General features: G+C 66.1%; 24 protein-coding genes. 7 read left to right on the top strand and 17 right to left on the bottom strand.

Annotated elements, in window-relative coordinates; genetic code table 11:
• Positions 1–62: 62 nt before the first annotated feature.
• From KUW00_RS07690 to KUW00_RS07655, 8 genes are all read right to left on the bottom strand, one after another.
• Positions 63–1658 carry a nitrite reductase gene (locus KUW00_RS07690; RefSeq protein ID WP_222568728.1) on the bottom strand — a complete coding sequence of 532 codons (1596 nt, stop codon included), beginning with the start codon at positions 1656–1658 and terminating at the stop codon, positions 63–65.
• On the bottom strand, positions 1655–2458 hold the full coding sequence (cobA, locus tag KUW00_RS07685) for a uroporphyrinogen-III C-methyltransferase (protein ID WP_222568727.1): 804 nt from the start codon (positions 2456–2458) through the stop codon (positions 1655–1657). The genes KUW00_RS07690 and cobA overlap by 4 nt, the downstream gene beginning before the upstream one ends.
• Before the next feature lie 13 nt (positions 2459–2471).
• Entirely contained in the window at positions 2472–3650 is a 1179-nt protein-coding gene (gene nirJ / locus KUW00_RS07680) for a heme d1 biosynthesis radical SAM protein NirJ (RefSeq protein ID WP_108132131.1), read from the bottom strand.
• A complete protein-coding gene (locus KUW00_RS07675) occupies positions 3638–4186 on the bottom strand; it encodes an AsnC family transcriptional regulator (protein WP_222568726.1) in 549 nt (182 codons plus the stop codon). Before KUW00_RS07675 ends, nirJ begins: the two co-directional genes overlap by 13 nt.
• Entirely contained in the window at positions 4161–4697 is a 537-nt protein-coding gene (locus KUW00_RS07670; protein ID WP_222568725.1) for an Lrp/AsnC family transcriptional regulator, read from the bottom strand. Before KUW00_RS07670 ends, KUW00_RS07675 begins: the two co-directional genes overlap by 26 nt.
• A gap of 16 nt (positions 4698–4713) precedes the next feature.
• Positions 4714–5250, bottom strand: coding sequence for an Lrp/AsnC family transcriptional regulator (locus KUW00_RS07665; RefSeq protein WP_222568724.1), 537 nt, complete (start codon positions 5248–5250; stop codon positions 4714–4716).
• The gene (locus KUW00_RS07660) at positions 5247–5738 is read right to left on the bottom strand and encodes an Lrp/AsnC family transcriptional regulator (protein WP_222568723.1); all 492 of its coding nucleotides are present in this window, start codon (positions 5736–5738) and stop codon (positions 5247–5249) included. Before KUW00_RS07660 ends, KUW00_RS07665 begins: the two co-directional genes overlap by 4 nt.
• Before the next feature lie 62 nt (positions 5739–5800).
• The gene (locus KUW00_RS07655; protein ID WP_083970485.1) at positions 5801–7525 is read right to left on the bottom strand and encodes a nitrite reductase; all 1725 of its coding nucleotides are present in this window, start codon (positions 7523–7525) and stop codon (positions 5801–5803) included.
• 570 nt (positions 7526–8095) lie between these two features.
• On the opposite strand from KUW00_RS07655, the gene KUW00_RS07650 reads away from it, so the two are divergent.
• The 6 genes from KUW00_RS07650 to KUW00_RS07625 all read left to right on the top strand — a co-directional run bounded on the left by KUW00_RS07650 (position 8096) and on the right by KUW00_RS07625 (position 11794).
• Entirely contained in the window at positions 8096–8566 is a 471-nt protein-coding gene (locus KUW00_RS07650; RefSeq protein ID WP_315901114.1) for a cytochrome c, read from the top strand.
• Complete coding sequence (locus KUW00_RS07645; RefSeq protein ID WP_315901113.1) at positions 8563–9888, top strand: cytochrome D1 domain-containing protein; 1326 nt, start codon at positions 8563–8565, stop codon at positions 9886–9888. Before KUW00_RS07650 ends, KUW00_RS07645 begins: the two co-directional genes overlap by 4 nt.
• A 16-nt stretch (positions 9889–9904) precedes the next feature.
• Positions 9905–10375 (top strand): hypothetical protein, encoded by a 471-nt coding sequence (locus KUW00_RS07640; protein ID WP_222568722.1) that lies wholly within the window; start codon positions 9905–9907, stop codon positions 10373–10375.
• A gap of 83 nt (positions 10376–10458) precedes the next feature.
• Complete coding sequence (locus KUW00_RS07635; protein WP_261392034.1) at positions 10459–11025, top strand: cytochrome c oxidase subunit 3; 567 nt, start codon at positions 10459–10461, stop codon at positions 11023–11025.
• A gap of 5 nt (positions 11026–11030) precedes the next feature.
• On the top strand, positions 11031–11450 hold the full coding sequence (locus tag KUW00_RS07630) for a hypothetical protein (RefSeq protein WP_222568721.1): 420 nt from the start codon (positions 11031–11033) through the stop codon (positions 11448–11450).
• Complete coding sequence (locus tag KUW00_RS07625; protein ID WP_222568720.1) at positions 11447–11794, top strand: hypothetical protein; 348 nt, start codon at positions 11447–11449, stop codon at positions 11792–11794. The genes KUW00_RS07630 and KUW00_RS07625 overlap by 4 nt, the downstream gene beginning before the upstream one ends.
• Before the next feature lie 40 nt (positions 11795–11834).
• Here the strand turns inward: KUW00_RS07625 and KUW00_RS07620 are convergent, their stop codons facing one another.
• The 8 genes from KUW00_RS07620 to norR all read right to left on the bottom strand — a co-directional run bounded on the left by KUW00_RS07620 (position 11835) and on the right by norR (position 20433).
• The gene (locus tag KUW00_RS07620; protein ID WP_222568719.1) at positions 11835–12035 is read right to left on the bottom strand and encodes a hypothetical protein; all 201 of its coding nucleotides are present in this window, start codon (positions 12033–12035) and stop codon (positions 11835–11837) included.
• Positions 12036–12040: 5 nt separating this feature from the next.
• Positions 12041–14026, bottom strand: a complete 1986-nt coding sequence (locus KUW00_RS07615; protein ID WP_222568718.1) for a nitric oxide reductase activation protein NorD — start codon at positions 14024–14026, stop codon at positions 12041–12043.
• An 8-nt stretch (positions 14027–14034) separates the two neighbouring features.
• On the bottom strand, positions 14035–14862 hold the full coding sequence (locus KUW00_RS07610; RefSeq protein ID WP_213229271.1) for a CbbQ/NirQ/NorQ/GpvN family protein: 828 nt from the start codon (positions 14860–14862) through the stop codon (positions 14035–14037).
• A 52-nt stretch (positions 14863–14914) separates the two neighbouring features.
• A complete protein-coding gene (locus KUW00_RS07605) occupies positions 14915–16255 on the bottom strand; it encodes a cbb3-type cytochrome c oxidase subunit I (protein WP_222568717.1) in 1341 nt (446 codons plus the stop codon).
• 82 nt (positions 16256–16337) lie between these two features.
• Complete coding sequence (locus KUW00_RS07600; RefSeq protein ID WP_045993522.1) at positions 16338–16790, bottom strand: c-type cytochrome; 453 nt, start codon at positions 16788–16790, stop codon at positions 16338–16340.
• 286 nt (positions 16791–17076) lie between these two features.
• A complete protein-coding gene (locus KUW00_RS07595) occupies positions 17077–17466 on the bottom strand; it encodes a SirB2 family protein (protein WP_222568716.1) in 390 nt (129 codons plus the stop codon).
• A 6-nt stretch (positions 17467–17472) separates the two neighbouring features.
• Positions 17473–18657: an NnrS family protein gene (locus KUW00_RS07590; protein ID WP_222568715.1), complete on the bottom strand. Its 1185-nt coding sequence runs from the start codon at positions 18655–18657 to the stop codon at positions 17473–17475.
• A 186-nt stretch (positions 18658–18843) separates the two neighbouring features.
• Positions 18844–20433, bottom strand: a complete 1590-nt coding sequence (gene norR / locus KUW00_RS07585; RefSeq protein WP_222568714.1) for a nitric oxide reductase transcriptional regulator NorR — start codon at positions 20431–20433, stop codon at positions 18844–18846.
• Positions 20434–20922: 489 nt separating this feature from the next.
• Between norR and hmpA the strand changes: the two genes are divergently transcribed.
• Positions 20923–22107, top strand: coding sequence for an NO-inducible flavohemoprotein (gene hmpA / locus KUW00_RS07580; RefSeq protein WP_222568713.1), 1185 nt, complete (start codon positions 20923–20925; stop codon positions 22105–22107).
• Between the two features lie 204 nt (positions 22108–22311).
• On the opposite strand, the gene KUW00_RS07575 is transcribed toward hmpA, so the two are convergent.
• A complete protein-coding gene (locus KUW00_RS07575) occupies positions 22312–23826 on the bottom strand; it encodes a tripartite tricarboxylate transporter permease (protein WP_045993526.1) in 1515 nt (504 codons plus the stop codon).
• Positions 23827–23829 lie beyond the last annotated feature (3 nt).

Genomic DNA, 23829 nt, shown 5'->3' with positions numbered 1-23829 from the left:
GCTGGCGCACCAGCCGATTTTTAACGCCGTATTACCGAGCGCAGGCACTTTTCAGACAAGCCCTAGTGCGAGGTGCCCTCTTCATAGTGGGTCTTGTTCCACACGTTGTACTTGCCTGACGGCTTGTCCATCGGCACCCGGGTGATCTCCTCGAGGCTATCGGCGTCGTAGGCGATCACCGCGCCGTCGCGCTCCCACAGGCTCAGCAGCAGGGTCTCGCCGTCACGGTCGAATTCCACGTGGGCAGACGTCTTGCCCGGCTCCGGGATCAGGGTGCGCACGATCTCGAGGCTGTCCTTGTCGATCACGTGGACACGATCACGGTTGGGCCCGAAGAACACGTCGGTCCAGGCGTAGCGGGAGTTTTCGTGGCTGCGCATGAAGAAGCCCGGGCCGTCGGTATGCAGCGTCTTGATCAGCGAATAGTCGTCCATGTCGATGATCGAGACTTCCGGCTTGGCCAGGTGGGGAATCGCCATCACCCGACGTCCGCCGGTCTCCCAGGTGATGCCGGAACCCAGATGGGGCATGCCCGACAACGGCAGGTCGGCCAGCTTGTCGCCGCTGTCCAGGTCGATGACCATGGCGCCATCGCCACCGCGGGAGGCGCCGATGACGCGGCGGTACTCGGGGTCGAAGAAGAAGTCGTCGAGGTAGTCCGGCACCGGCAGACGCCGGACCTCGAAGCTCTCGCCCCTGGCCTCCAGAGCCTTGCGCGCGGGATCCAGCGGCTCGTCCATATGCCCCGTGGCCACCACCGCTTCAGGCGTCACCGGCCAGGGGATCTCCCACAGCTCCTTGACGTCCTTGAGCGCGGCGATAAAGCTCGAGCGCGGCGGCGCGGCGTAGACGGCGCTGACCCGGGAGCCGTTGCCTTCGGCGTCGGCGGCGGGATAGACCCGCATGGGATCGAGCCGGTGGGCGTCGAACAGCACCAGGTTGCCGGGCAGGGTGTTGGCGGCCATCACGTAGCGGCCATCGGCGGACACCGCGATATTGCGCATATTGATGCCGGCGCGGACCTCGGCCACCACGGCGAAGTGATAGAGATCGAACTTGGTGATCCAGCCGTCGCGGGAGCCGAAATAGACGTAGCGGCCATCCGGGCTGTACTTGGGCCCACCATGCAGGGCAAAGCGAGTGGGGAAGCGCGCCAGGCGCTCGAAGGTATCGCCGTCGAGCACGCTGGAGTGGTGATCGCCGGTCTCTACCACCACGAACAGATTCTGCGGATCGGCGACGAACTCGGGCGTGTCGCCAAGACTGCCGGGGGGATGCGACACCACCTGGCTTGCGCGGATATCGTCTAGCGTCCAGTCGGGGCTCACCGGCGGGTCACTCAGCACCCAGTCGCTCAGGGCATCGACCTCGGGCCCGGTCAGCGTGCCGGCGAAGCCTGGCATCTGGGTCGCGGGGCGGCCATCGGCGATCACCCGACGAACCTCTTCGGGCTTGATGCGCCCGAGGTTCTGGGGCAGCAGCGCCGGTCCCATGGCGCCCAGACGATCGGCGCCGTGGCAGCTGGCACAGTGATCCTGGTAGAGCTGCGGCGGCGCCGAATTTGCCGTTATCGCCTCCTCCTGAGCCCCAGCCAGCGCTGGCATCAGGGATGGCATCAGCCCGATCAGGGCCGCGCCCAGCAGTCTTGCCGTGCTCATGCCACCGCCTCCGTCATGGCGTCCATATCGAGCCGCCCGGCCAGGGACACCACCTCGCCCACCACGATCAGCGTCGGCGGCTTGAGCCCCTCGGCCTGGATGGTCTCCGGCAACTGGCCCAGCCGGGTGATCACCCGGCGCTGTTCCCGGGTGGTGCCGCGTTCGATCAGCGCCACCGGCTGGTCGGCGGGCAGGCCGTTGGCGAGCAGTTCGCGGCGAATCAGCTCGGCGTTGGTCAGCCCCATGTAGAACACCAGGGTGTGGCGGCGACTGGCCAGCGAGCGCCAGTCAAGATCGAGGCTGCCGTCGGCACGGGCGTGGCCGGTGACGAAGGTCACCCCCTGGGCGTGGTCGCGATGGGTCAGCGGAAAGCCAGCGTAGGCGCTGCAGCCCTGGGCCGAGGTGATTCCCGGCACCACGCGAAAGGGCACCTGGTTGTCCACCAGCATCTCGGCCTCTTCGCCGCCGCGCCCGAAGATGAAGGGGTCGCCGCCCTTGAGGCGCACCACCCGCTTGCCGGTCACCGCCAGGCGTACCAGCAACTGGTTGGTTTCCTCCTGGGTCAGGGCGTGGCAGCGCGCCGCCTTGCCCACGTCGAAACGCTGGGCCGCCTTGGGCGCCAGCGCGAGCACCTCCGGTGACACCAGGCGATCATAGACCAGGCAGTCCGCCTGGCTGAGCAGGTACAGCGCGCGCAGGGTCAGAAGGCCGGGGTCACCGGGGCCGGCGCCGACGATGGCCACCTCGCCGGAGGCGAGCGGCGCTTCGCCGAGCTGGTCGTAGAGGGCTTGCAAGGACATGGTGATCTCCCGTTCAACCGGTCGTCAGAATCATCTTGGGCGAGACGGCTTCGGTCAGGCCGATCTCGTCATCGTCGAGGTAGCAGCCCGGGTCCTCGGCCCAGGGATCGCCCAGGGTCTTGAAGGCACGCACCCGGGTATTGCCGTTGCAGATCGGCAGGTAACGACAGGCGCCGCAGCGTCCCTTGAGCGGCCGCGGACGACTGCGAAAGCCCTGCATCAGATCGTCGTCGGCCTCGCACCAGATCTCCGAGAAGGGCCGCTCACGCACATTGCCGAGGTGGTGGTCCCACCAGAAGGAGTCCGGGTGGACATTGCCCAGGTTGTCGATATTGGCGATGTACTCGCCGCTGGCGTTGCCGCCCCAGGCGAGCAGACGCGCCTCGAGATCGGCGACCCGCTCGGGGAAGTGGCGCCTGGCCCAGTGCAGCAGGAAGGGGCCGTCGGCGTCGTTGTTGCCGGTGACGTACTCGCGCCGGATACCCGCCTCGAGCTCGGCGCGACAGCGGTCGAACAGCCGGGTCATGGCGTCGCGGGTCATCTCGTGCCAGGCGTCGTGCTTACGGTGACGATGACCGCGTCCGCCATAGTTGAGGTGTGACAGGTAGAACTTGTCGACGTCGTGCTCGGCGGTCAGCGCCAGGATGTCGTCGAACTGGGCGTAGTTGTCCCGGGTCAGGGTGAAGCGCAGCCCTACCTTGATGCCTCGTTCCTTGCACAGCCGGACTGCGGCCATGGACTCGCGAAAGGCGCCACGACGCTGGCGGATCTGGTCATGGGTCTCCTCGAGGCCGTCGATGCTGATGCCGACGTAGTCGTAACCGGCATCGGCGATGGCGTCGATGTTGTCCTCGGTGATCAGGGTGCCGTTGGTGGAAAGCCCGGTGTACAGCCCGAGTTCCTTGGCCCGGTGCGACAGTTCGAAGATGTCGGGGCGCATCAGCGGCTCGCCACCGGACAGGATCAGCGCCGGTACCCGGAAGGCCTTGAGGTCCTCGAGCACCCTCAGCGCCTCCTCGGTGGACAGCTCACCGGCGAAGTCGACGTCGGCCGACACCGTGTAGCAGTGCCGACAGGTCAGGTTGCAGCGGCGAATCAGATTCCAGATCACCACCGGGCCTGGCGGGGTGCGGGCAGGCGCCAGTGGCGTCGGCTCGAGCAGGCTGTCGATGTAGCGGGTCACTCGGAACATGGCGAGGCTCCCTTGGCGGTGGCGAGCCGTAACCCGGTCTTCTTGAGGATGCGGCTGCTGTAGAGAATACGGTGGTCGCGGCAGGCGTCGCCCAGCCATTCACGCAGCCGCTCGGCTTGGGCCTCGACTTCGTCACGGTGGTGGCCGTGCAGCATCACGAACAGGTTGTAGGGCCAGTCCGGCAAGCGGCGGGGCCGCCGGTAGCAGTGACTGACGCCCGGCCAGTCGGCCAGCTGCCGGCCGAGTTCATCGATGCGCTGATCATCGACGTCCCACACGGTCATGCCGTTGGCCAGGTAGCCCAGGCGATAGTGGTTGGGTACCGCGGCGACGCGGCGCACGACGCCGGTCAGGCGCAGGCGCTGAAAGCGTGCTAGCACCTCCTCGCCGCTCATGCCGATGGCCGCGCCCACCGCCGCCCAGGGGTCGGCCACCAGCGGCAGGCCCGCCTGGGTGGCCTCGATCAGGGCGCGGTCGCCGTCGTCCAGCACAGAGACATCGTTGCGGTCCCTAGACGGGCAGGTGGAGATGGACATGGAACTCCTCCTCCTTGGGTAGGTTGATCACCTCGAGCCCGGTGACCTCGGTGATGGCCTCGATCACCGAGGCGACGCGGCCGGGGCGATCACAGGCGATGACGAACCACATGTTGTAGTGGTGCTCGCGGCGATAGTTGTGGGCCACCTCGGGGAAGGCGTTGACGACCTCGGCGACGCGCTCGAAGTCGGCTTCCGGCACCGCCAGGGCGGCCAGCGTCAGGGCACCGCCGAGACGCTCGGCCTGGAACATCGGGCCAAAGCGACTGAGGATTCCTCGCTCGAGCAGCGACGACAGGGCGTCGAGCAACTCGCGCACCCCGAGCCCCAGCTCCAAGGCCAGGTCGCCGTAGGGGTCCGGGGTCAAGGGCACACCCAACTGCAGGCGGTTGATGATCCGACGCTCTACCTCAGACAGCGCAGCCACCGCGTCATGGCGAGCGGTGGCAGCGTCGTGTGGATGGCGGTCGGGGTCGCCGGGGAAACCCCGGGACGGTGTTTCTGAGCTCATGGCTCCTCCGGGGGTGTCATGGTTCCTCGGGCGTGTAGCGTCCGCCGCGCTGGCGATAGGCCTGGCGGCTGAACAGCACCTGGTGGTCGACGTCTTCGAGGCCATGGCGCTGGATCAGCGCACGGATCTGGGCCTCGACACGCACTCGCCGGACGCCGTGGATCATGCAGAACAGGTTGTAGGGCCAGCCGAGGCGACGCACCCGCTGGTAGCACAGGGTGACCTCGGGCTCAGCGGCCAGACGCCGGCCTACCTCGTCGACGCGATCATCGGGCAGGTTCCACACCACCATGGCGTTGGCGGCGAGGCCCAGGCGGCGATGGCGGACCACCAGGCCGAAGCGTTTGATGAAACCGCTGTGCTGCCAGTGCCCGATCCAGGTGCGGACCTCCTCGACGCTCAGGCCGGTCTGCTCGGCCAGCACCTTGAACGGCTCAGGCACCAGCGGCAGCCCTTGTTCCAGACAGGCCCTCAGCCTGATAAGGCGGCGATCCTGGGCCTGCAGCGGGCTCGCCGGACGGCGCCCGGCGGTGGACGTGACGGCCTCGATCATGCTTCCTCCAGCTCCGCCCAGGGCAGGGCGAAGGCCAGGTCGATGTGATAGCTCTGGACCATGGGCAGGCGCAGCAACGGGGTGGCCAGTTCGGTCTCCAGCCGCGTCAGGCGCAGTTCCAGGCTGGTGCTGTCCGGCGCCGTCACCACGAACCACAGGTTGTAGCGGTGCTCGCGCCAGTAGTTGTGGTTGACCCCGGGGCAGGCGTTGATGATCTGTGCCACCGCCTCCCGGCGATGGTCCGGCACGGCCACCGCCACCAGCTCGCTGGCGCCGGCCTGGCGGTGATCGAACACCGCGCCGACGCGGCCCACCACGCCCAGGTCACACAGACGCTGCAGGCGCTCGATCAACGCCTGTTCATCCAGTCCGAGCTCTTCGGCCATGGCCGCAAAGGGACGCTCCACCAACGGCAGCGATCGCTGATAGCGATCGATCAGACGCCGGTCGATGCGGTCCAGGTCGTCGACCACCTTGTCGGTTGCCATGGCCATCTCCCGAAAAGCGAAAAATTGGGGCGGGCCGCCCGTGCGAGCGGCCCGCGAGGACGTCAGTAGACGTCGTGCTGGGTGTTGTAGACGTTGAACTTGCCGGTCGGCGTGACCAGTCGCTCGTCCTTGATCACCGCTTCCAGCTGCAGCGTCTCGTCGTCGACCACCACCAGCGCGGAAGACTGATCGGCGGTGTTCCACACCGAGAACCAGACCTCGTCGCCGGCACGGTTGTACTCCGGCTGCACCACCCGCTTGGGTCCTTCGCCAAGATCCGCCCAGTCGGCGATCGGCAGCACCTGGAAGCCCTCTTCCAGGTCGTTGACGTCATACACGGCAACGCTCTGGCTGATGGCCTCGTCGGGATTCAGCGCGGTGTCCACGTAGAGGTGCTCGGACTCGGGGTGGGTCTTGATGAACAGCGAGCCGCCGCCCTGACCTTCCAGGGTGCGCACCACCGTCCAGGCCTGGTCCGGATGACCTTCCGGGTCGGTACCGATCAGCGAGATGGTGTTGTCGCCCAGATGGCTGGTGGCCCACACCGGCCCGAACTCGGGGTCGACGAAGTTGGCGCCACGTCCCGGGTGCGGGGTCTTGCCCACGTCGATGATCGCCTCGAGCTCACGCTCCTTGGCATCGATGACGACGATCTGGTTGGACTGGTTGGCGGCGGTCATGAAGTAGCGACCGCTGCTGTCCCAGCCACCGTCGTGCAGGAAGCGGGAGGTGTCGATCTCGACGCTGGACAGGGCGTCTAGGTTCTCGTAGTTGACCAGACGGACCTTGCCGGTTTCCTTGACGTTGACGATGAACTCCGGGTGCTGATGGGACGCCACGATGGCCGCCACACGGGGCTCCGGATGGTACTCCTGGGTGCCCACCGTCATGCCGCGGGTGCTGACGATCTTCTTCGGCTCCAGGGTCTCGCCGTCCATGATCACGAACTGCGGCGGCCAGTAGGTGCCGGCGACCGCGTAGGTGTCCTCGTAGCCCTCGAACTTGGAGGTCTCCACCGAACGCGCCTCGAGACCCACCTTGATCTCGGCCACGGTGGTCGGCTCTTCCATCCACAGGTCGATCATGTCGACCTTGGCGTCGCGGCCGATGACGAACAGGTAGCGCCCGGAAGCGGACATCCGCGAGATGTGCACCGCGTAACCGGTATCGATGACCTTGACGATCTCCTTGCTGTCGCCGTCGATCAGGGCGATCTGGCCGGCGTCACGCAGGGTCACCGAGAACAGGTTCTCCAGGTTCAGGTCGTTCATCTGCTCGGTAGGGCGATCTTCCGGCGCCACGAACACGGTCCAGCTGTCCTTCATGTCGGCAAGGCCGAACTCCGGGGGTACCGGTGGCTCATGCATGACGTAGTTCGCCATCATCTCGATCTCGTCATCGGTCAGCTGGCCGGAGGTACCCCAGTTGGGCATGCCCGCCGGTGAGCCGTAGGTGATGAAAGTCTTGAGATAGTCCATGCCGCGTTCACGGGTGATGTCGGTGGTCAGCGGCTTGCCGGTGGCCCCCTTGCGCAGCACGCCATGACAGCCGGCACAGCGTTCGAAGTAGATCTCCTTGGCGTGATCGAACTCTTCCCGCGTCATCGCAGGGGCGCCCTCTTCATCGGGCATCATCACCGCCGCCGGGTCGACGCCGGACGGATTGCTCTGGTAGGCCGCCTCTTCCGGAGACAGGTTCTTCTCGGCGCCATGGGCGCTTCCCAGGCCTGCAATCACGATGGCTATCGCTGCGGCAAGGGGCTTGAGAGTCGTGACGCTTCTGGTCATCTTTTCACCTCGAGTCATGATCCACGTGTCTTTCATCCTGTCGCCAATGTCGTGCCACAAGATGAAAATGTCGCCAGGTTTTCCGCTTTCTCTTGAGCGAGTTATTTCCCTTGGTACGGCAATCCCTTCCCTGGATAAGCGACACATCTTCCTTCCAGATGAAGGCCGCGAAGACGCCCGCTCTCTTCGCGTTTGCCCTGCCTACCATGGAAGCGCGCATTCCCGACGATTTCACTGGGTCTCTTGCCGACTCTTGACCCCTATCAACAATCACTCCTCCGCGCACCAGCGGAAATTTTTCCCCTTTAATTTCTTAAGCTTAATGACCAAATAAGACTTTCGGAGCTACCTCGAAAGGAGCATTTCAGTACTTTTTGATCAAGACGTTGACGCGCATCATCCAATGGCTCCAGCCGCTATCGACAGCAGGACGAAACTCGACTACTGCTTGCCACTTCAAGAAACACCAACACCTTCGGGATAAAACGACGACCCATATCAATAAATATTTTCGATGAATCAAGGACACTGTCGGGTCCTACAGGGACCTTCGCCGGGGGACACTTGTCGATGGCAACACCTATTTCCCAGCACCCTTTCAGGTGCCATGCGTGCTCAGTGCTTTTGCCACGATGGCGTGCCGCCCTCGCCTGCCTTCTGCTGATGGGAGCATGGGCTGCCGATACATCGGCGGCGCCTGCGCCCAGCGCCTCGGCGACACACAAGACCAGCGCCTCGGCGACGCAAACGACCAGCGCTTCAGCGACAGATTCGAACGGCGCAGCAGTCGACCCGGAGGCGCTCGGCAACCTGCTCCTTCAGGACTGCGGTTCCTGTCACGGCATGACCCTCAAGGGGGGGCTCGGCCCTGCTCTCACCCAGGAGCGCCTGGCGGTCTACGACGTCGACACCCTGACCACCATCATCCTCGAAGGCCTGCCCGGCACCGCCATGCCGCCCTGGCGCGATCTGCTGAGCGCCGAAGAGGCCCGCTGGATCGCCGAGACGCTCAAGCACACCGACGCTCAGGAGCTCCCATGAGGCACCGTTCTGCATTGCCCCATCCCCCCGCAGCCAAGGGTCTTCGGCACTTTCACGCCCCGGGCTTCATGCTTGGCCTGGCACTGGCCTGCGGCCTGATCGCCTGGGGTCAGAGCCCGCACGGCTCAGCCGCCGTTGCCCACAGCACCGACGCCGGCACGCCCGAGGCCAGCTGCGCCAACCTCGCCACCGGCGGACTCGGGGTCGTGGTTGAACGCGCCGATGGACGCCTGGCCCTGGTCGACCGCCGCCAGCATCGCGTGATCACTCGTGTCGAGGGACTGGGCGATCTGTCCCACGCTTCGGTGAAGTTCTCCAGCGACGAGCGCTTCGCCTACGTGTTCGGCCGCGACGGCGGTCTGACCAAGGTGGATCTGGTGTGCGCCACCATCGACAAGAGAGTGCTGCAGTCCGGCAACAGCATCGGCGGGGCCATCTCCCAGGACGGCCGCATCATCGCGGTGGCCAACTACGAGCCGGGCGGCGTGAAGCTGTTCGACGCCGACAGCCTCGAGCTGTTGGCCGAGGTACCGGCGCGCTACACCCAAGATGACGGCAGTCAGGCGCTGTCCAAGGTGGTCGGCCTGGTCGACGCCCCGGGCAACCGCTTCGTCTACAGCCTGTGGGACGCCAACGAGATCCAGGTGCTCGACGCCTCGACGCTCATCGCGGACGAACAAGGTGCCAGCGAGCTTCCCGCCATCACCCGCTTTTCCGATATCGGCGAGAAACCCTACGACGCCCTGATCGATCCCATCGGGCGCTTCTACGTGGCCGGCCTGTTCGGCGAGGACCACCTGGCGCGGCTCGATCTGTGGCACCCGGAGAAAGGGGTCGAGCCGGTCCTGTCCGGCTATCGTCAGGGCGACGACAAGCTGCCGGTGTACAAGATGCCCCACCTGGAGGGCTGGACCATCGCCAACGACCACGCCTGGTGGCCGGCGGTGGGTCGCCACGAGGTGCTGATGGCGAACCTCGACGACTGGCGCCTGGAGCGACGGATTGCGGTGCACGGGCAGCCGGTGTTCGTGATGAGCCGGCCGGACCAGCGCCAGCTGTGGGTCAACTTCGCCCACCCCGACAACGATGTGGTCCAGGTCATCGACAGTGAAAGCGGCGAGATCATCCGCACCCTGACCCCCGGCCAGGCGGTACTGCACATGGAGTTCAGCCCGCGCGGCGAGGAGGTCTGGATCTCGGCGCGGGACTCCGACCAGGTGGTGGTCTACGACACCGCCACCTTCGAGCGCCTGGCGACCCTGGAGGCCGAGTCGCCCAGTGGCATCTTCTTCACCGATCGAGCCCATCGCATCGGCCTGTAGGCCGCGGGAGAACGCCATGCACCCTGCTTCGCTGGAAACTCGCCAGTCGCAATCACAACAGAATGCCGTCGTCACGACGCCTTCCGGGCAGCGCAAGGTGCTGCTGCTCTACGCCCTGATGCTGGGCAGCGTCATGGCGGTGGTGACCGCCCCCGTCAGTGCACTCGTCGCTCATCTTTGGCTGGCCATCAGAAGACCCACCGATGCGGTACTGGTGAGCCACCTGCGCTTTCAGCTGGCGACCTTCTGGTACGGCGTGCTGGCCGGGGCGATCGGCCTTGGCCTGTGGGGGCTGATCGGCCACATCAACCTGCCGGGGCTCACCGGCTGGGCCTACGGCTATCTGGGCTTCACCCTGGCGCTCATCTGGATGGTGGGACGCTGCGCCCTGGGCATCCGCCGGCTGTTGCACCACCTGCCCGTCCCGCGCCCCCTGTCCCCGCTGCTGGGTGGCTGCCGCGTGCGCTTTACGGACAGCGACCGGTGAACCTCGATCGCGGCGCCTCTGGCATGCCGGGCTCTGGTTCTCAGGACTCTGGTTTTCAGGGCTCTGGCTTACCGGGCTCTGGCTTGCCCAACCCTGGCTGGGGGCCGCTGTCGGGCCTGCCGGGCAACCCGCTGATCTGGGTGCTGATCATCAGTGAGCTGCTGGTGTTTGCCGCCTTCTTTGGCGTCTTTGCCTGGCAGCGGGTGCTCGACCCCGTGGGCTTTATCGCCGGGCAACGCCATCTCGAGCCGCTGCTGGGTGGGCTCAATACCCTGGTGCTGCTGACCAGTGGCCTTGCCGCGGCGATGGCGGTCACCCAGTCCCAGTGTCCACCCCACGCCCTGCGCGAGCGCCGGATACGCCAGTGGCTGGGCCTGGCTGCAGCGCTGGGCATGGCCTTCTGTCTGATCAAGGCCGTCGAGTATCACCTCGAGTTCTTTTCGGGCCCACTGCCGGACAGCGGCAACTTCTTCACCTTCTACATCGGCCTGACCGGCTTTCACGCCGCCCACGTCATCTTTGGCCTGTGCCTGCTGGGCGTCGCGATATGGCGCCCGCGAGCGGACACCGTGGAGACCGTCTGCGCCTTCTGGCACATGGTCGATCTGATCTGGGTACTGCTGTATCCCCTGCTCTATCTGGTGCGGTGACGACAATGCATGACACGGACACTCAGCGCAGACGCCTGTGGCGCACCTGGGCCCTGTTGATGGGCATGACCCTCATCGCCATGGCCAGCGGCGCGCTGCATCGCGGCCCGCTGGCGCTCTGGGCCCTGGCGCTGGTACTCGTTGCCAGCCTGGTCAAGGCGCAACAGATTCTCTCCACCTACCTCAACCTGCGTATTGCCCCCGCCTCCTGGCGAGGGGGACTCTTGGTACTGGTCGGGGTGATGGGGCTTGGGCTGGCGGCTGCGGGACTGCTGCCTCGCTGGATCGAGGCTCCTGGTGCGACCGCCGGTGCGACCACCATCCCGGCCTCGATCCACAGCACCACAATGAATAACACCACTGATCGACACACTGAACGACACAACGAACGACACAACGAACGACAGGCACAGGAGCCCAGATGAACAAGGCCGTGGAAATCGACATGACCTTCGAGGAAGACCCCGGCGAGACCATTCGCCTGGTGGCGGTGGTCAACGACCGAGGCGACCTGACCTCGACACAGGTCTACGGCTTCGCCCGCGACCGCGCGGAAGAGGAACTGGTGACCTACCCCTTCGTGCTGGATCGAGCGGGCGATGATCACTACCAGATCCGCTGGGGCTACGGTGACTGCACCGAGAGTGCGCTGAACTTCTCATCCCCCGCCGTGGCCCTTGGCCAGCGCGTCTATCGCGTCGATACCTACCGCACCGGCAGCGCCCGTTTCTGCTACGAGATCACCGGCACCAACGATCTGGTGCGCTGAGCTGCTAGCGACGGACGGCCAACGGCGAGCGGCCGACCACTCAGCCCCGCAGCGCCCAGCGTTCGAGCCGGCGCCAGAGCCGCAGGGTGAGCCAGACCGCAAGGGGCACCAGCGCCATCAGCGCGATGCCCCAGTCACGGTGATGGATCAGCCAGGCCAGCGGCGTGAACAGTATCAGCGCCGCAAGGCCGGCGGTGGCGAGCGCCAGCCGCTGACGCCAGCGAGTCTGTGACGAAGACATGACGTTCATTGGGCCACCAGCTGTCGGTAGATGCCCGGCAGCGCCAGGGCGAGATGCTCCGGACGCGGCACGATGGCGTAGCCCCCTCGACCGAAGATGCGACCGAGATAGCGACTGGCCTCGCGATCGATGGTCACCCCGAATACCCGCACGTCTTCTCGCGCCGCCTCGCGCACCGCGTGGCGGGTGTCCTCGATGGCGTAGCGCCCCTCGTAGTAGTCGGTGTCGTTGGGCTTGCCGTCGGTCAGCACCAGCAGCAACCGATGCTTTCTGGAGTGCTGACCTAGTTCCTTAGCCAGATGTCGGATCGCCGGCCCCATACGGGTGTAATGCCCCGGCGTCAGCGCCGAAATGCGTCGTTCCACCCGCTCGCCCATGGCCTCGTCGAAGGCCTTCAACCGCCTGACCCAGACCCGATGCCGGCGCTGGGAGGTAAAGCTGTGGATGCTGACGTCGTCGCCGCAGCCGGCGATGCCGTGGCCCAGTACCATCAGCGCTTCCTGGGCCACGTCGAGCACGCGGCGACTTTCCAGCCAGGCATCGGTGGACAGCGACACGTCGATCAGGATGGACACCGCCAGATCACGCCCCTGGGGCCTGGCGTCGACGAACAGGCGGTCGCTGGCCTGACCGCCGGCGGCCAGGTCGCAGCGACTGCGGACCAGGGCGTCCAGGTCCAGCTCGTCACCGTCCGCCTGGCCCCGCAACCACTCTCGCCGAGGCCGCAGGGCCTCGAACTGGCGGCGTACCCGGCGTACCCGGCGCGTCGCCGCCTCGTCGCCCTGCCAGGGCTCGCCCTCCTCGATGGCAGGTTCGGCGATCACCCGGCAGTGGGCCGGCAACAGCCGGCCCTTGCGGTAGTTCCACTCAGGATAGAGGTGCTCGACGCTGGAACCGGCGGCCAGCGACTCGCCACAGGCGGCGTCGGGCGCCAGGTCCAGCGACATCTTCAGGCGTGAGGCGGCCCGTCGCCGGTTGCGGCTCAAGGTGATCTCGTCGATCTGGTCAGCCGCCTCGCGCGCGGCGTCTTCCTCCTCGTCATCCAGGTGGCGGTTGACGTTGACCATCTCCGCCCAGGACAGCATCTTTTCCGAGGCATTGAGCATCAGCGGGTCGTCTCGCTCGGCCTGATCCTGATAGCGCCGCTCGGCCTTGCGCCGGGCACCTTCCACCTCGGCGGCCTGGGGCGGAGCCGTCTCTTCGTCCTCGTCTTCCTCGTCGGTCGACCTCGAGACGCACTCGAGCGTCGACGCTTCGCCCCATAGCGGCACCGGCAGAAAGGGCCGATACCCCCGTGGCGCGCGCACCGACGGGCGCCCTTGGTCATCCGCCGCCTGCAGCCAGGACCACCACTGGCGCGCGTCGCCTTCGGGACTGTCTTGCGTCTGGGCCTCGCTATCGAAGGATCGGTCGTCGCCCAGCAGGCGCCGGACCAGTGTCTCTACCGCAGCTTCTTGCGGAGGCAGGCCGCGGCGCCGAGGACGCACGGCGAGCAGCGCCTGGCACAGCCGGGCATGGCGCCGGACGAAGCCCGGATAGCGCGCAAGCGTCACCATGGTTGAGCGCCGGGCCTCGGCCAGGCGCACCAGATCCTGTGCGAGTGGATCGTCGCAGCGCGCCACGGGACGGCGCTCGGCCAGCGACATGGCCAGCCAGCGATATAGATCGCGATTGAGCTCAACCTCAGGCAGCAGCGCCAGTCGCTGCGGCAGCAGCAGGTGCTCGTCGTCACGCCGCGAGACCTCCAGCGCCTCCTCGTCGAAGCCCAGGCGCTGACGCAGTGACAGGCGATGGCGCGAGGCGCGCTTGCCGATCGCATCCAGGGTGACGCCGGGGTCGCCGCCGCTGGCGCGAAACAGCACCCCCAGCGAGCGCGACACCTCATCGAGGGTCACCGCCGCCTCGGGATATTCAGGATAACTGGCGGCACGTGACGCCCAGCGGTGCCAGTGACGGCCGACGAACTCCTCGACCTCGAGAAACTCCAGCATGGTCGTGGCTATCCGAAGGTGGCGGTGACGACGTCCTCGATGCCCTTGAGCACGTCGGGATCGTCACTGAGTGGCTCGAGCAGGGCCGCCCGGGCGGCGTCGAGCACCGGCATGCCGGCCTGGATCAGGCTGGCGCAGTAGATCAACAGGCGAGTGGACACCCCCTCTTCCAGGTCCTGGCCCTTCATCGCCCGCAGGCGTGCGGCCAGGTTGACCAGGGCCTCGCAGCGCCCACGCGAAAGGCCGCTTTCATGGGCGACGATGTCGACCTCTGTGTCGGCATCGGGGAAGTCCAGCGAGATCGCCACGAAGCGCTGGCGGGTGCTCGGCTTCAAGGTCTTGAGAATGTGCTGATAGCCGGGGTTGTAGGACACCACCAGCATGAAGTCGTCCGGCGCTTCGAGTCGCTCGCCGGTACGTTCCAGCGGCAGCAGACGACGATCGTCGGTCAGCGGGTGCAGTACCACGGTCACGTCCTTGCGCGCCTCCACCACTTCGTCGAGGTAGCAGATGCCGCCTTCGCGCACGGCCCGGGTCAGGGGGCCGTCGGACCAGGCGGTGTCACCGCCCTTCAACAGATAGCGTCCGGTCAGATCGGAGGCGGTCAGGTCGTCGTGGCAGGCCACGGTGTGCAACGGCAGCCCGAGACGTGCCGCCATATGGCGCACGAAACGGGTCTTGCCGCAGCCCGTCGGCCCCTTCAGCAGCAGCGGCAGGCGCTGGCGGTAGGCGTGCTCGAACAGCGCGACCTCCTGGCCGGTCGGCTGGTAGAAGGGGATGTCGTCACCCACAGGGTCCTGGTGCAAGGCGCACCGAGACAGGGTTGCTTGGGTCATGAACAGGGTCCTCGAGACTATCGAGGCCGCCTGACGGCGGCCTCGATCGGGTTCAGCTGGCGGACATCACCGGCTGGCCAGAGGCCGACCGACGGGCCGGACCGAACAGCGCGTAGAGCAGCAGCACCGCGCCCACCGTCACAGCGATGCCGGTGCCCAGGCGCATGGTGTAGAACAGGCCGAGCTGGTCCTGCACCTCCATGTAGTTCATCCCCAGCACCCGCTGCAGATGGGTCTGCACCGCACCGGCAAAGGTCAGGGTGAAGGTCATGAAGCACATGGCCGAGGTCAGGATCCAGAAGCCCCACATGTTGAGCACCTGGTTGAACGGCTGGCTCCGACGCAGCTGCGGCATGGCGTAGGTGATCACGCCGAGGATCAGCATCACGTAGGCACCGTAGAACGCCAGGTGGCCATGGGCGGCGGTGACCTGAGTGCCGTGGGAGTAGTAGTTGATGAACGACAGGGTGTGCATGAAGCCCCACACGCCGGCGCCGAAGAAGGCGACCGTCGGGCAGCCCATGGTCCACAGCATCGCGGCCTTGTTGGGGTGGTTGCGCGACCCCTTCCAGAACATCACGAAGGCGAACACCACCATGGCGAAGAACGGAATCACCTCAAGGGTAGAGAAGATGCTGCCGATGGCCTGCCAGTAGCCCGGCGTACCGATCCAGTAGTAGTGGTGGCCGGTGCCCAGCAGCCCGGAGAACAGCGACAGGCCGACGATGACGTAGAGCCACTTCTCGATCACTTCGCGGTCGACGCCGGACATCTTGATCAGCAGATAGCCGAGCAGCGACGCCATGATCAGCTCCCACACGCCTTCCACCCAGAGGTGCACGACCCACCACCAGTAGACCTTGTCCACCGCCAGGTTGCCGGGATTGTAGAAGGCAAACAGCCAGAACACCGCCGCCAGCCACAGGCCCAGCATCAGCACCAGGTTGATGGTGGTCTTGCGGCCCTTGAGCAGGGTCATGCTGGTGTTGTAGAGGAAGATCAGGAAGGACACCGTGATCAGCACCTTGACGAAGAAGGGCTGCTCGAGGAATTCACGTCCCTCGTGGATGCCAAGCTGATAGCACACCAGGGCGGCGACCCCGGCCACCACAAAGATGCCCAGCTGCAGATAGGCCAGCATCGGGCTATGAATCTCCCGTTCGGCCTCTTCCGGCATCAGGTAGTAGGTGCAGCCCATGAAGCCGATCAATAGCCACACGATCAGCAGATTGGTATGGCTGACGCGGATAATGTTGAACGGCATCAACTGGGCCAGGAAGTCTGGAAAGACGTAGACCAGCGCCGCCATGATGCCAAACACCAGCTGAAGGGCAAAAAGCCCCATCGCCACCAGGAAGAAGGCGTAGGCCACCTTCTGTGTTTCATATTTCATTTTTCATGTTCCTCCACGGTTTCCCCTCACGCGACGCGTACGCCATTGCGATCTTGTCGATATGTCACGCGAACCCACCGACCTATCCCGATACGTGGGGCGGCCAGTTCTGATCATCGATAGCGTCGGTCCACTCGAGGAAATCGATCAGCGAGGTCATTTCCTCGTCGCTCAGATCGAACTGCGGCATCTTGCGCCGCCCTGGTACGGCCAGCGGCTGAGCGCGCATCCAGGCCGCCAGTCCCGCCCTTGCCGCCTCGGGATTTTCGCGCCCGTGATAGCGGGTCCAGACATTGGACAGTTCAGGCGCAAAATAGGCCCCCTCGCCCATGATGCTGTGACAGTTGATACACATGTTCTTTTCCCACACATGCTTGCCTTCGCGTACCGAATCGGTCAGCGGAAGTGCGCTGGTGGACTCCGTCACGATGTACCAGTGACTGTGAGCAGTCAGCGCTACAAAGATCAGGAAAAAGAACAGTGAGCCCCCGTAGAAGATGTTGCGTGCTGCGGATTTTGTCAGACCCTCGGCCATGACCACGTCTCCTCATTGTTTGGCCCATGGTGCCGGAGAGTCAGACCTCCCTGGCCCCGTTGACCATTGTATTGAGGAGCGCTCTTCTATACCTGAGTTAAACACTCGGAATATGACATGCATCACCAAAATTCTTGATTGATTCGCCCCATCAACCACTTAAACAGTCGCCTGAACTATCGGCGATAAACGATGAAATTGATGAGACAAGATGACGACAATGTCGCCGCTATCAGGAGAAAAAATCAACGCCATTGAGGTAAATCAATGCATTGCAATAAAGAGGCTATACCAGCCAGGACAGGACGCTGTGTCGGTGCGCGGCGCCAAGCATATAGACGAAGATCAGCAGCGCCAGACAGGCCGACAGCGCCCGCGTTCGGACGCTGGCAGCTCGTCGAAGCGCCAGACTGCCGAAGCCGACATAGGCCAGCAGGGCGGTCAGCTTGGCCGCAAGCCATGGCGTCTGGTGAGGCCACTGGGTGGTGAGCACCATCAGCGACAGCCCCGCCGCCAGCAGCAGGGTATCGAGCAGATGGGGCAGCACGCGCACCCAGGAGCGTTCGAGCCAGGGCGACTCGGTCACCGACCACAGGGCGCGCAGGGCGAAGAGGGCACCGCTGACCAGCGCCAGCGACACATGCAGGGACTTGAGGGTGAGGTAGAGCGGTAACATCTGAGCCTAGCCGTCCTGACCGTCGACACGCGAACTGCCGAGAATCGGCACGTAGTGGGCCAGAAAGATGGCGTAGCCGAGACACCACAGGAGGATGCTCAGGCTGTAGACCCAGTGGGTGACCGAGGGCCACAGCGCCAGCACCAGCGAGCGCGACAGTCCCGCCGCCACCAGCAGGCCCAGAGCCACGCCGATGCCCGGCAGACAGCGCATGGGGCGGCCGGTATGGCCCAGCGACACCCGCGACATCATCGACAGCATCATGGTGCCCATGGCACCCACGGTGATGGCGTGGACACCCAGCTCTGCCCGGCCGACGCCCCACAGCCCCAGGGCCCACAGCAAAAGCCCCAGCGGCACGAAGGCGTAGCTCAGGTGAAGGCTCCACAGCAGGGGTTCACGTCCGGTGGCACGGCCTTGCCAGCGTATCAGGCGCAGCGGGTGGGCCAGCGCCGCCGCCAGCAGCGCCAGCGCCAGTACGCTGTCGGGCAGATCGGCCCCCAGGGTGCGTGTAAGCTGCAGCACCACCGCCAGCGCCAGGCTGCCGAGCGCCAGCCCCTCTAGCCAGGGCAGCGCCGGGCGGCGCTTCAGGCCCAGCCGGTTGGCGGTGAACATCGGGATCACCCGACCGCCCAGCACCCCCATGATCAGCGTCACCAGCAGCACCGCCAGGTAGGACGACTGGCGCACCAGCTCAGGGTCACCCTGGAGCACGCCCAGGTGGCTGCCCAGGTTGGCACCGGCGAGGATCGCCAGCACCGGCACGAAGATCAGGTTGCGCCAGCGCTTCGCCCGGATCACCATCACCGCCATCACGGCGCAGACGATCAGCAGAAAGCCGACGTCCAGCGCCATCACCAGCGCCTGTGGCAAGACGGGAAAGGCCAGCCCCAGCCTGGCCGCCAGCCACAGTGCGACGAGCCCCAGCAGCGGGGCGCCATGGAGCCCCCTGAGGCCGGTCCAGGTCTGCACCGCGGTCAGCAAGAACCCCGAAACCACCGCCCCCACCACACCGAACAGCATCTCGTGCTGGTGCCACCACAGCATGCCCGCCCGGGGCGACAGCACGAAGATGCCGTGCCAGAAAGCGAGCCACACCAGCAGGGCCACCACGCTGAAGGCCGCCGCCAGCAGGAAGAAGGGACGAAAGGCGAGGCGCGCAAGAGGCAGACGAGCGGCGACGGATGACATGGCGAGTACCTGAGTAATTCACTTGGTCTTGTGAAGTCTGGCCCGCTTTGGACAACATCACCATGATGCACATCAAAGGCACTGCCGATGCCGCAAACCTGACTCACGCTGGCAAGCCCTGCATCCCCCAACCCAGCCCCAACCCCGCGACAGCCTCGCACGCCCTTGGCGATGACCAGGCCAGAATCAGGCCTTTAGCCCCAGCCGCCGCGCCAGGCGATGCAGATTGCCGGGGTCCAGCCCCAGCCGGCGAGCCGCCCCTGCCCAGTTGCCTGCAGTGTCCAGGGCCTGCCGGATGCGCTCGCGCTGAAAGGCCTCGGTAGCCTCCCGCAGCGAGGGCTCTCGATCCAGCGCCTCGCCCGCTGGCCGATCGGCCGGCGACACGGCGCTTCGAGACGTGTCGCCTTGCGCTGCGGGCGCGCCAGTGATCCGGGCTGTCGCCGGCGCCAGCCCCAGGTGTTCGACCTCGATGCGTACGCTACGGCGGCGAGCATCGGGTGTCCCCAGCACGTCCACCGAGGCCAATGCCAGCAGCGAGGCTCGTGCCAGCAGCGACTCCAGCTCACGTACGTTGCCGGGCCAGTGCCAGGCCGCCAGCGACACCCGCGCGGCCTCGCTCAGGCGCAGGTTGCCGACGCCGAGACGCACCCGGTTCTGCTCCAGGAAGTGTCCGACCAGCAGCGCCAGGTCCTCGGGACGCTGGCGCAGCGGGGGTACCTCCAGCGGAAAGGCGCTGAGCCGGTGATAGAGATCCTCGCGAAAGCGCCCCTGGGCGACCTCCAGGGCAAGATCCCGGTTGGTCACCGCGACCACCCGAACGTCGACATGCTGGAGCCGATCGCTGCCCAGCGGCTGGACCTCGCCTTCCTGCAGTACCCGCAGCAGCTTTGGCTGCAGCTCCAGCGGCAGCTCCCCCACCTCGTCCAGCACCAGGGTGCCGCCGTCGGCCATCTGGAAGTGCCCGCGATGGTCGCTGGTTGCCCCGGAGAACGCGCCGCGCCGATGGCCGAACAGGGCGCTCTCGATCAACGAGGCCGGCAGCGCGGCGCAGTTCACCACCACCAGGGGCCCATCGGCACGTCGCGAGCCGTGATGGAGGGCATGGGCGATGCGCTCCTTGCCGACGCCGGTCTCGCCCAGCACCAGCACGCTCATGTCGGTGGCGGCGACCAGTTCCACCGAGGCCATCAGCTTGCGCATGGCGCCACTGCGCCAGCCGGTCAGCCGACGTGGCAACTGGCCGTGGTCATCGCGCTGCAGGGCGAGCTGCAGGCGGGCGCCGTCCAGGCGCCGGGACAGCCGCAGGCAGGTGCCCAGCAACTCGGCCGCCGCCAGCAGGCCCTGGTCATCCAGCTCGGCCAGCGCCCCCGGGGTCAGGGCGTCCAGGGTGACCATGCCGATCAGCTCATCACCGTCGCGCAACGCCACCCCCAGGCAGTCATGGACAGGGCTAAGACCGTCATCCAGCAGCCCGTCGTAGGGATCAGGAAGGGGCGAGTCCGCGGCAAAGCGGCAGACCCCCGGCGCCTCGGCGATGGCGGCGAGGCGAGGATGCTCGCTCAAGGCGAAGGTCCTGCCGGCCACGCCCTCGGGCAGGCCGATGGTGGCCACCGGCCTGAGGCCGGAGCCCTGCGCCACCAGCAGCGCGCTGGCATCCGCCGCGGTGGGGGCCACCAGTGATTCGAGCACGCCCTGCCAGGCCTCGGCGAGCTCGGGGCCCTGCTCATCGCCCAGGCGCTGAAGCAGGGCACGCAGGCGTCGTAGAAAGCTGACCACCTAGAATGTCCTTTTGACTATCAACAGTGTCAAAACGATAGCACTTGTAGTGTCAGATCGACATGCAACCTCGATCTCGTTCACAAGAGGTACCACTGGCCTGGGCGAATACCGGGACAGAATCGGGTCGGGAACGTGGCCGGGAACCGGGCCAGAAAAAAGGAGCCGGGTAGCGTGACCAGCGCTCTCGACAAGCGCCCTGTGGATCCACACTGCCCGCTCGTTACCCGCTCTGGATCACCCGCACTGTGGCAAGTTGGCGCACCTCAAGCGAAGCGGCATATCGCTTGCTCCATACAGGGTACAGAAAGGCGACGAGCGATACGCCCCGACCCCGTGGAAGCACCGAAGGTGTCGAGGCATATCAACCGATGCTCTGTTCACAAGCTGTAGAGAAAAAGTAGGCCCAAACGAGCCAGGCCTCCGACGCGGTGAGGGTTTTTTGCCACAGTGGGAGCGCGCTGCGCCATATCCCTGACAGGAGACGCCATGACCACCGCTGCCCAAGACGCCATCATCGATGCCACCGCCCCTCTGGTCGCCGAACATCTGGACGCCATCACCGCCCGTTTCTATCCGCTGATGTTCGAGCGCTACCCGGAGGTCAAGGCAGTGTTCAACCAGGCCCACCAGGCCGACGGTGGCCAGCCGAAGGCGCTGGCGCGAGGGGTGCTGGCCTATGTCGGCCTGCGCCGCCAGCCCCAGGAGGTCATCGACTCGATGCAGACGGTGATCAGCAAGCACGTCTCGCTGGGCATCCAGCCCGAGCAGTACCCCATCGTCGGCGAATGCCTGATGGCCGCCATCGGAGAGGTGCTGGGCGAGGTGGTGACGCCGGAGATCGCCGACGCCTGGACGGCCCTGTACAACGACCTGGCCGCGCTGCTGATCGCCGCCGAAGCCGAGCGCTACCAGGCCTTCGCCGAGCGCCCCGGCGGCTGGCGTGGACTGCGCGAGTTTCGTGTCGCCCAGATCCAGCGCGAGTGCGAGGTGATTCGCTCCTTCACCCTGGAGCCGGTCGACGGCCAGCCGGTGGCCGACGCTGAGCCCGGCCAGTACATCGGCTTGCGTCTGGCGGTGGACGAGGCAATCGTGCATCGCCACTACAGCCTGTCCGGCAGCCCCAACGGCCGTAGCTATCGCATCTCGGTGAAACAGGAGCCGGGCGGTCTGGTCAGCAACTTCCTGCATCAGCAGATGCGCGTCGGCGACACCCTGGAACTGCTGCCCCCCGCCGGTGAGCTGACCTTGGACGATGGCGACGCGCCGGTGATGCTGATCAGCGGCGGTGTCGGCCAGACACCGATGCTGCCGCTGGCGCGCCAGGCCCTGGCCCAGGGACGCCGGGTCTGCTACGTCCACGCTGCCCGGAACATCGACCACCACGCCTTCCGTGGCGAGGTCGAGGCCCTTGCCCGAGACTATCCGCAACTGCTGACCCGGGTCTGCGCCTACGAGGAAGGCGACGGCGGCGACATCAAGGGCCGCCTCGAGCGTGAGCTGCTGGCCCGCCTGCTGCCCGGCGGCGACGCTCAGTGCTACTTCGTCGGCCCGCCGCCCTTCATGAGCGCCATCGACAGCCATCTGGCAGAACTGGGTATCCCCGAGCAGCGCCGTCACTACGAGCACTTCGGCCCCTCGCGTCCGCTCGACCATAGCAAGAGCGTCGCCTGAGCCGCAGCTGGCTATCTTATTCGACGTGTCTGCGCTGCGCCGCCGTCATGAAAACTTCGGTCCCTCGCGTCCGCTCAGCAACACCAGTAGAGTCGCCTGACAAGCACGTCTGACCGTCGCGTTCCACTCAGCCCACCACGACAAGGCCGCGCCCGAGGGCGCGGCCTTGTCGTGTCTTGCGGCGGTCGCTCACTGGCCAGGACATCAGGCGTGCTGTCGCGCCTCGGGCTTTCTCACCACCATGAAGTAGTAGAACACCCCGGTCAGCGCCAGGAAGAACAGGCTGTCGGGACTGGTGAGGAAGATCAGCGGGTTGCCGTCGGACAGCGACAGCGAGCGTCGGCAGTATTCCTCCAGGCTCGGGCCGAGCACGAAGCCGAGCAGCAGGCAGGCCACCGGATAGCCCTGACGCCGCAGCAGGAAGGCGAGGACCCCGAACACCAGCGCCAGTCCCATCTGGAAGATCGAGTAGGTGGCCACGTAGCAGCCGACCAGCGCGATCACCGCGATGCTGGCGTAGAGCACATCGCGGCGGATCGAGACGATGCGCACGAACCAGGGCCCCAGCACGTAGAGCGTCAGCGGCACCATCACCAGGGCCGCCACCAGCAGCGCCATGAACATCGGTGCCACCAGCGCAAGCTGGCTGTCGAGGAACTGTGGCCCGGGCTGCAGGCCGTTGATCACCAGCACGCCCAGCACGATGGCGGTGGTGGGATCGCCGGGAATACCGAAGGACAGCATCGGCACGAAGGCGCCGCTGCACATGGCGTTGTTGGCGCCCTCCGCCGCCGCGATGCCTTCCACCGAACCCTTGCCGTACTTCTCCGGGTGGCGTGAGCTGCGCATGGACTCGGCGTAGGCGACAAAGGCCGCCATGGAGCCTCCGGCGCCTGGCAGCACGCCGACGCTGTAGCCGATGATGGCGGTCTTGACGTAGCGATAGACGCCGATTTCACGCACCTCGTGCCAGGGTGGAATAAAGTCCCGGCGGCGAATGACGCTGGCCTTGATGGCGTCGACCTCGACGGTGCGCGAGGCGCGGTTCTGCGACTGCACCAGCAGCTCACTGACGGCGAAGGCGCCGATGACCAGCGGCATGATGTCGATGCCCTGCATCAGCACGCCGGTGCCGAAGGTGAAGCGGGTGACCGGCTGCATCACGTCGATACCGACGGTGGCCACCATCACCCCCAGGGTGGTGGCGACCAGGCCCTTGGAGATGGCCCCACGCTGGGAGATGACGATCACGATCAGGGCGAAGGCGATCAGCGAGAACTTGCCCGGCGTGCGAATCAGCAGCGCCGCCTCGGTGGCCAGCGGCGCCATCACCATCAGCATGATGGCACCCAGGGCACCGCCGATCATCGACGCCAGGGCGGCGTGGCCCAGCGCCTTGGCGCCCTCGCCCCGCTGCTGCATGGGGTAGCCCTCGATGGCGGTCATCATCGAGGCCGGGGCACCGGGAATATTGATGGTGGTGGCGGTGATGCTGCCACTGCACATGCCGGCCATGAAGATGGCGGCGCAGGCGACCAGCGCCGCGGTGATGTCGAGGCTGTAGGTCAACGGCAACAGCAGGGCGATGGCCAGCATCGAGGTGAGCCCCGGCACGGCGCCAAAGAAGGTGCCGATCAGGTAGCCGCCGATCAGGTAGGGCAGGATGTCGGGCTGCATCAGCACGGCAAGGCCCTTGGAGAGTTCGATCAGATAGTCCATGGG

It is taken from the genome of Halomonas sp. DP5N14-9 (assembly GCF_019802175.1).
Taxonomy (GTDB): Bacteria; Pseudomonadota; Gammaproteobacteria; order Pseudomonadales; family Halomonadaceae; genus Halomonas; species Halomonas litopenaei.
This window is presented reverse-complemented; position numbering and strand designations above follow the sequence as displayed.

Bases quoted from the DNA above. Each gene is read 5' to 3' on its own strand.
- KUW00_RS07690 (WP_222568728.1), bottom strand. From the start codon at position 1,658: ATGAGCACGGCAAGACTGCTGGGCGCGGCCCTGATCGGGCTGATGCCA.
- cobA (WP_222568727.1), bottom strand. From the start codon at position 2,458: ATGTCCTTGCAAGCCCTCTACGACCAGCTCGGCGAAGCGCCGCTCGCC.
- nirJ (WP_108132131.1), bottom strand. From the start codon at position 3,650: ATGTTCCGAGTGACCCGCTACATCGACAGCCTGCTCGAGCCGACGCCA.
- KUW00_RS07675 (WP_222568726.1), bottom strand. From the start codon at position 4,186: ATGTCCATCTCCACCTGCCCGTCTAGGGACCGCAACGATGTCTCTGTG.
- KUW00_RS07670 (WP_222568725.1), bottom strand. From the start codon at position 4,697: ATGAGCTCAGAAACACCGTCCCGGGGTTTCCCCGGCGACCCCGACCGC.
- KUW00_RS07665 (WP_222568724.1), bottom strand. From the start codon at position 5,250: ATGATCGAGGCCGTCACGTCCACCGCCGGGCGCCGTCCGGCGAGCCCG.
- KUW00_RS07660 (WP_222568723.1), bottom strand. From the start codon at position 5,738: ATGGCAACCGACAAGGTGGTCGACGACCTGGACCGCATCGACCGGCGT.
- KUW00_RS07655 (WP_083970485.1), bottom strand. From the start codon at position 7,525: ATGACCAGAAGCGTCACGACTCTCAAGCCCCTTGCCGCAGCGATAGCC.
- KUW00_RS07650 (WP_315901114.1), top strand. From the start codon at position 8,096: ATGGCAACACCTATTTCCCAGCACCCTTTCAGGTGCCATGCGTGCTCA.
- KUW00_RS07645 (WP_315901113.1), top strand. From the start codon at position 8,563: ATGAGGCACCGTTCTGCATTGCCCCATCCCCCCGCAGCCAAGGGTCTT.
- KUW00_RS07640 (WP_222568722.1), top strand. From the start codon at position 9,905: ATGCACCCTGCTTCGCTGGAAACTCGCCAGTCGCAATCACAACAGAAT.
- KUW00_RS07630 (WP_222568721.1), top strand. From the start codon at position 11,031: ATGCATGACACGGACACTCAGCGCAGACGCCTGTGGCGCACCTGGGCC.
- KUW00_RS07625 (WP_222568720.1), top strand. From the start codon at position 11,447: ATGAACAAGGCCGTGGAAATCGACATGACCTTCGAGGAAGACCCCGGC.
- KUW00_RS07620 (WP_222568719.1), bottom strand. From the start codon at position 12,035: ATGTCTTCGTCACAGACTCGCTGGCGTCAGCGGCTGGCGCTCGCCACC.
- KUW00_RS07615 (WP_222568718.1), bottom strand. From the start codon at position 14,026: ATGCTGGAGTTTCTCGAGGTCGAGGAGTTCGTCGGCCGTCACTGGCAC.
- KUW00_RS07610 (WP_213229271.1), bottom strand. From the start codon at position 14,862: ATGACCCAAGCAACCCTGTCTCGGTGCGCCTTGCACCAGGACCCTGTG.
- KUW00_RS07605 (WP_222568717.1), bottom strand. From the start codon at position 16,255: ATGAAATATGAAACACAGAAGGTGGCCTACGCCTTCTTCCTGGTGGCG.
- KUW00_RS07600 (WP_045993522.1), bottom strand. From the start codon at position 16,790: ATGGCCGAGGGTCTGACAAAATCCGCAGCACGCAACATCTTCTACGGG.
- KUW00_RS07595 (WP_222568716.1), bottom strand. From the start codon at position 17,466: ATGTTACCGCTCTACCTCACCCTCAAGTCCCTGCATGTGTCGCTGGCG.
- KUW00_RS07590 (WP_222568715.1), bottom strand. From the start codon at position 18,657: ATGTCATCCGTCGCCGCTCGTCTGCCTCTTGCGCGCCTCGCCTTTCGT.
- hmpA (WP_222568713.1), top strand. From the start codon at position 20,923: ATGACCACCGCTGCCCAAGACGCCATCATCGATGCCACCGCCCCTCTG.
- KUW00_RS07575 (WP_045993526.1), bottom strand. From the start codon at position 23,826: ATGGACTATCTGATCGAACTCTCCAAGGGCCTTGCCGTGCTGATGCAG.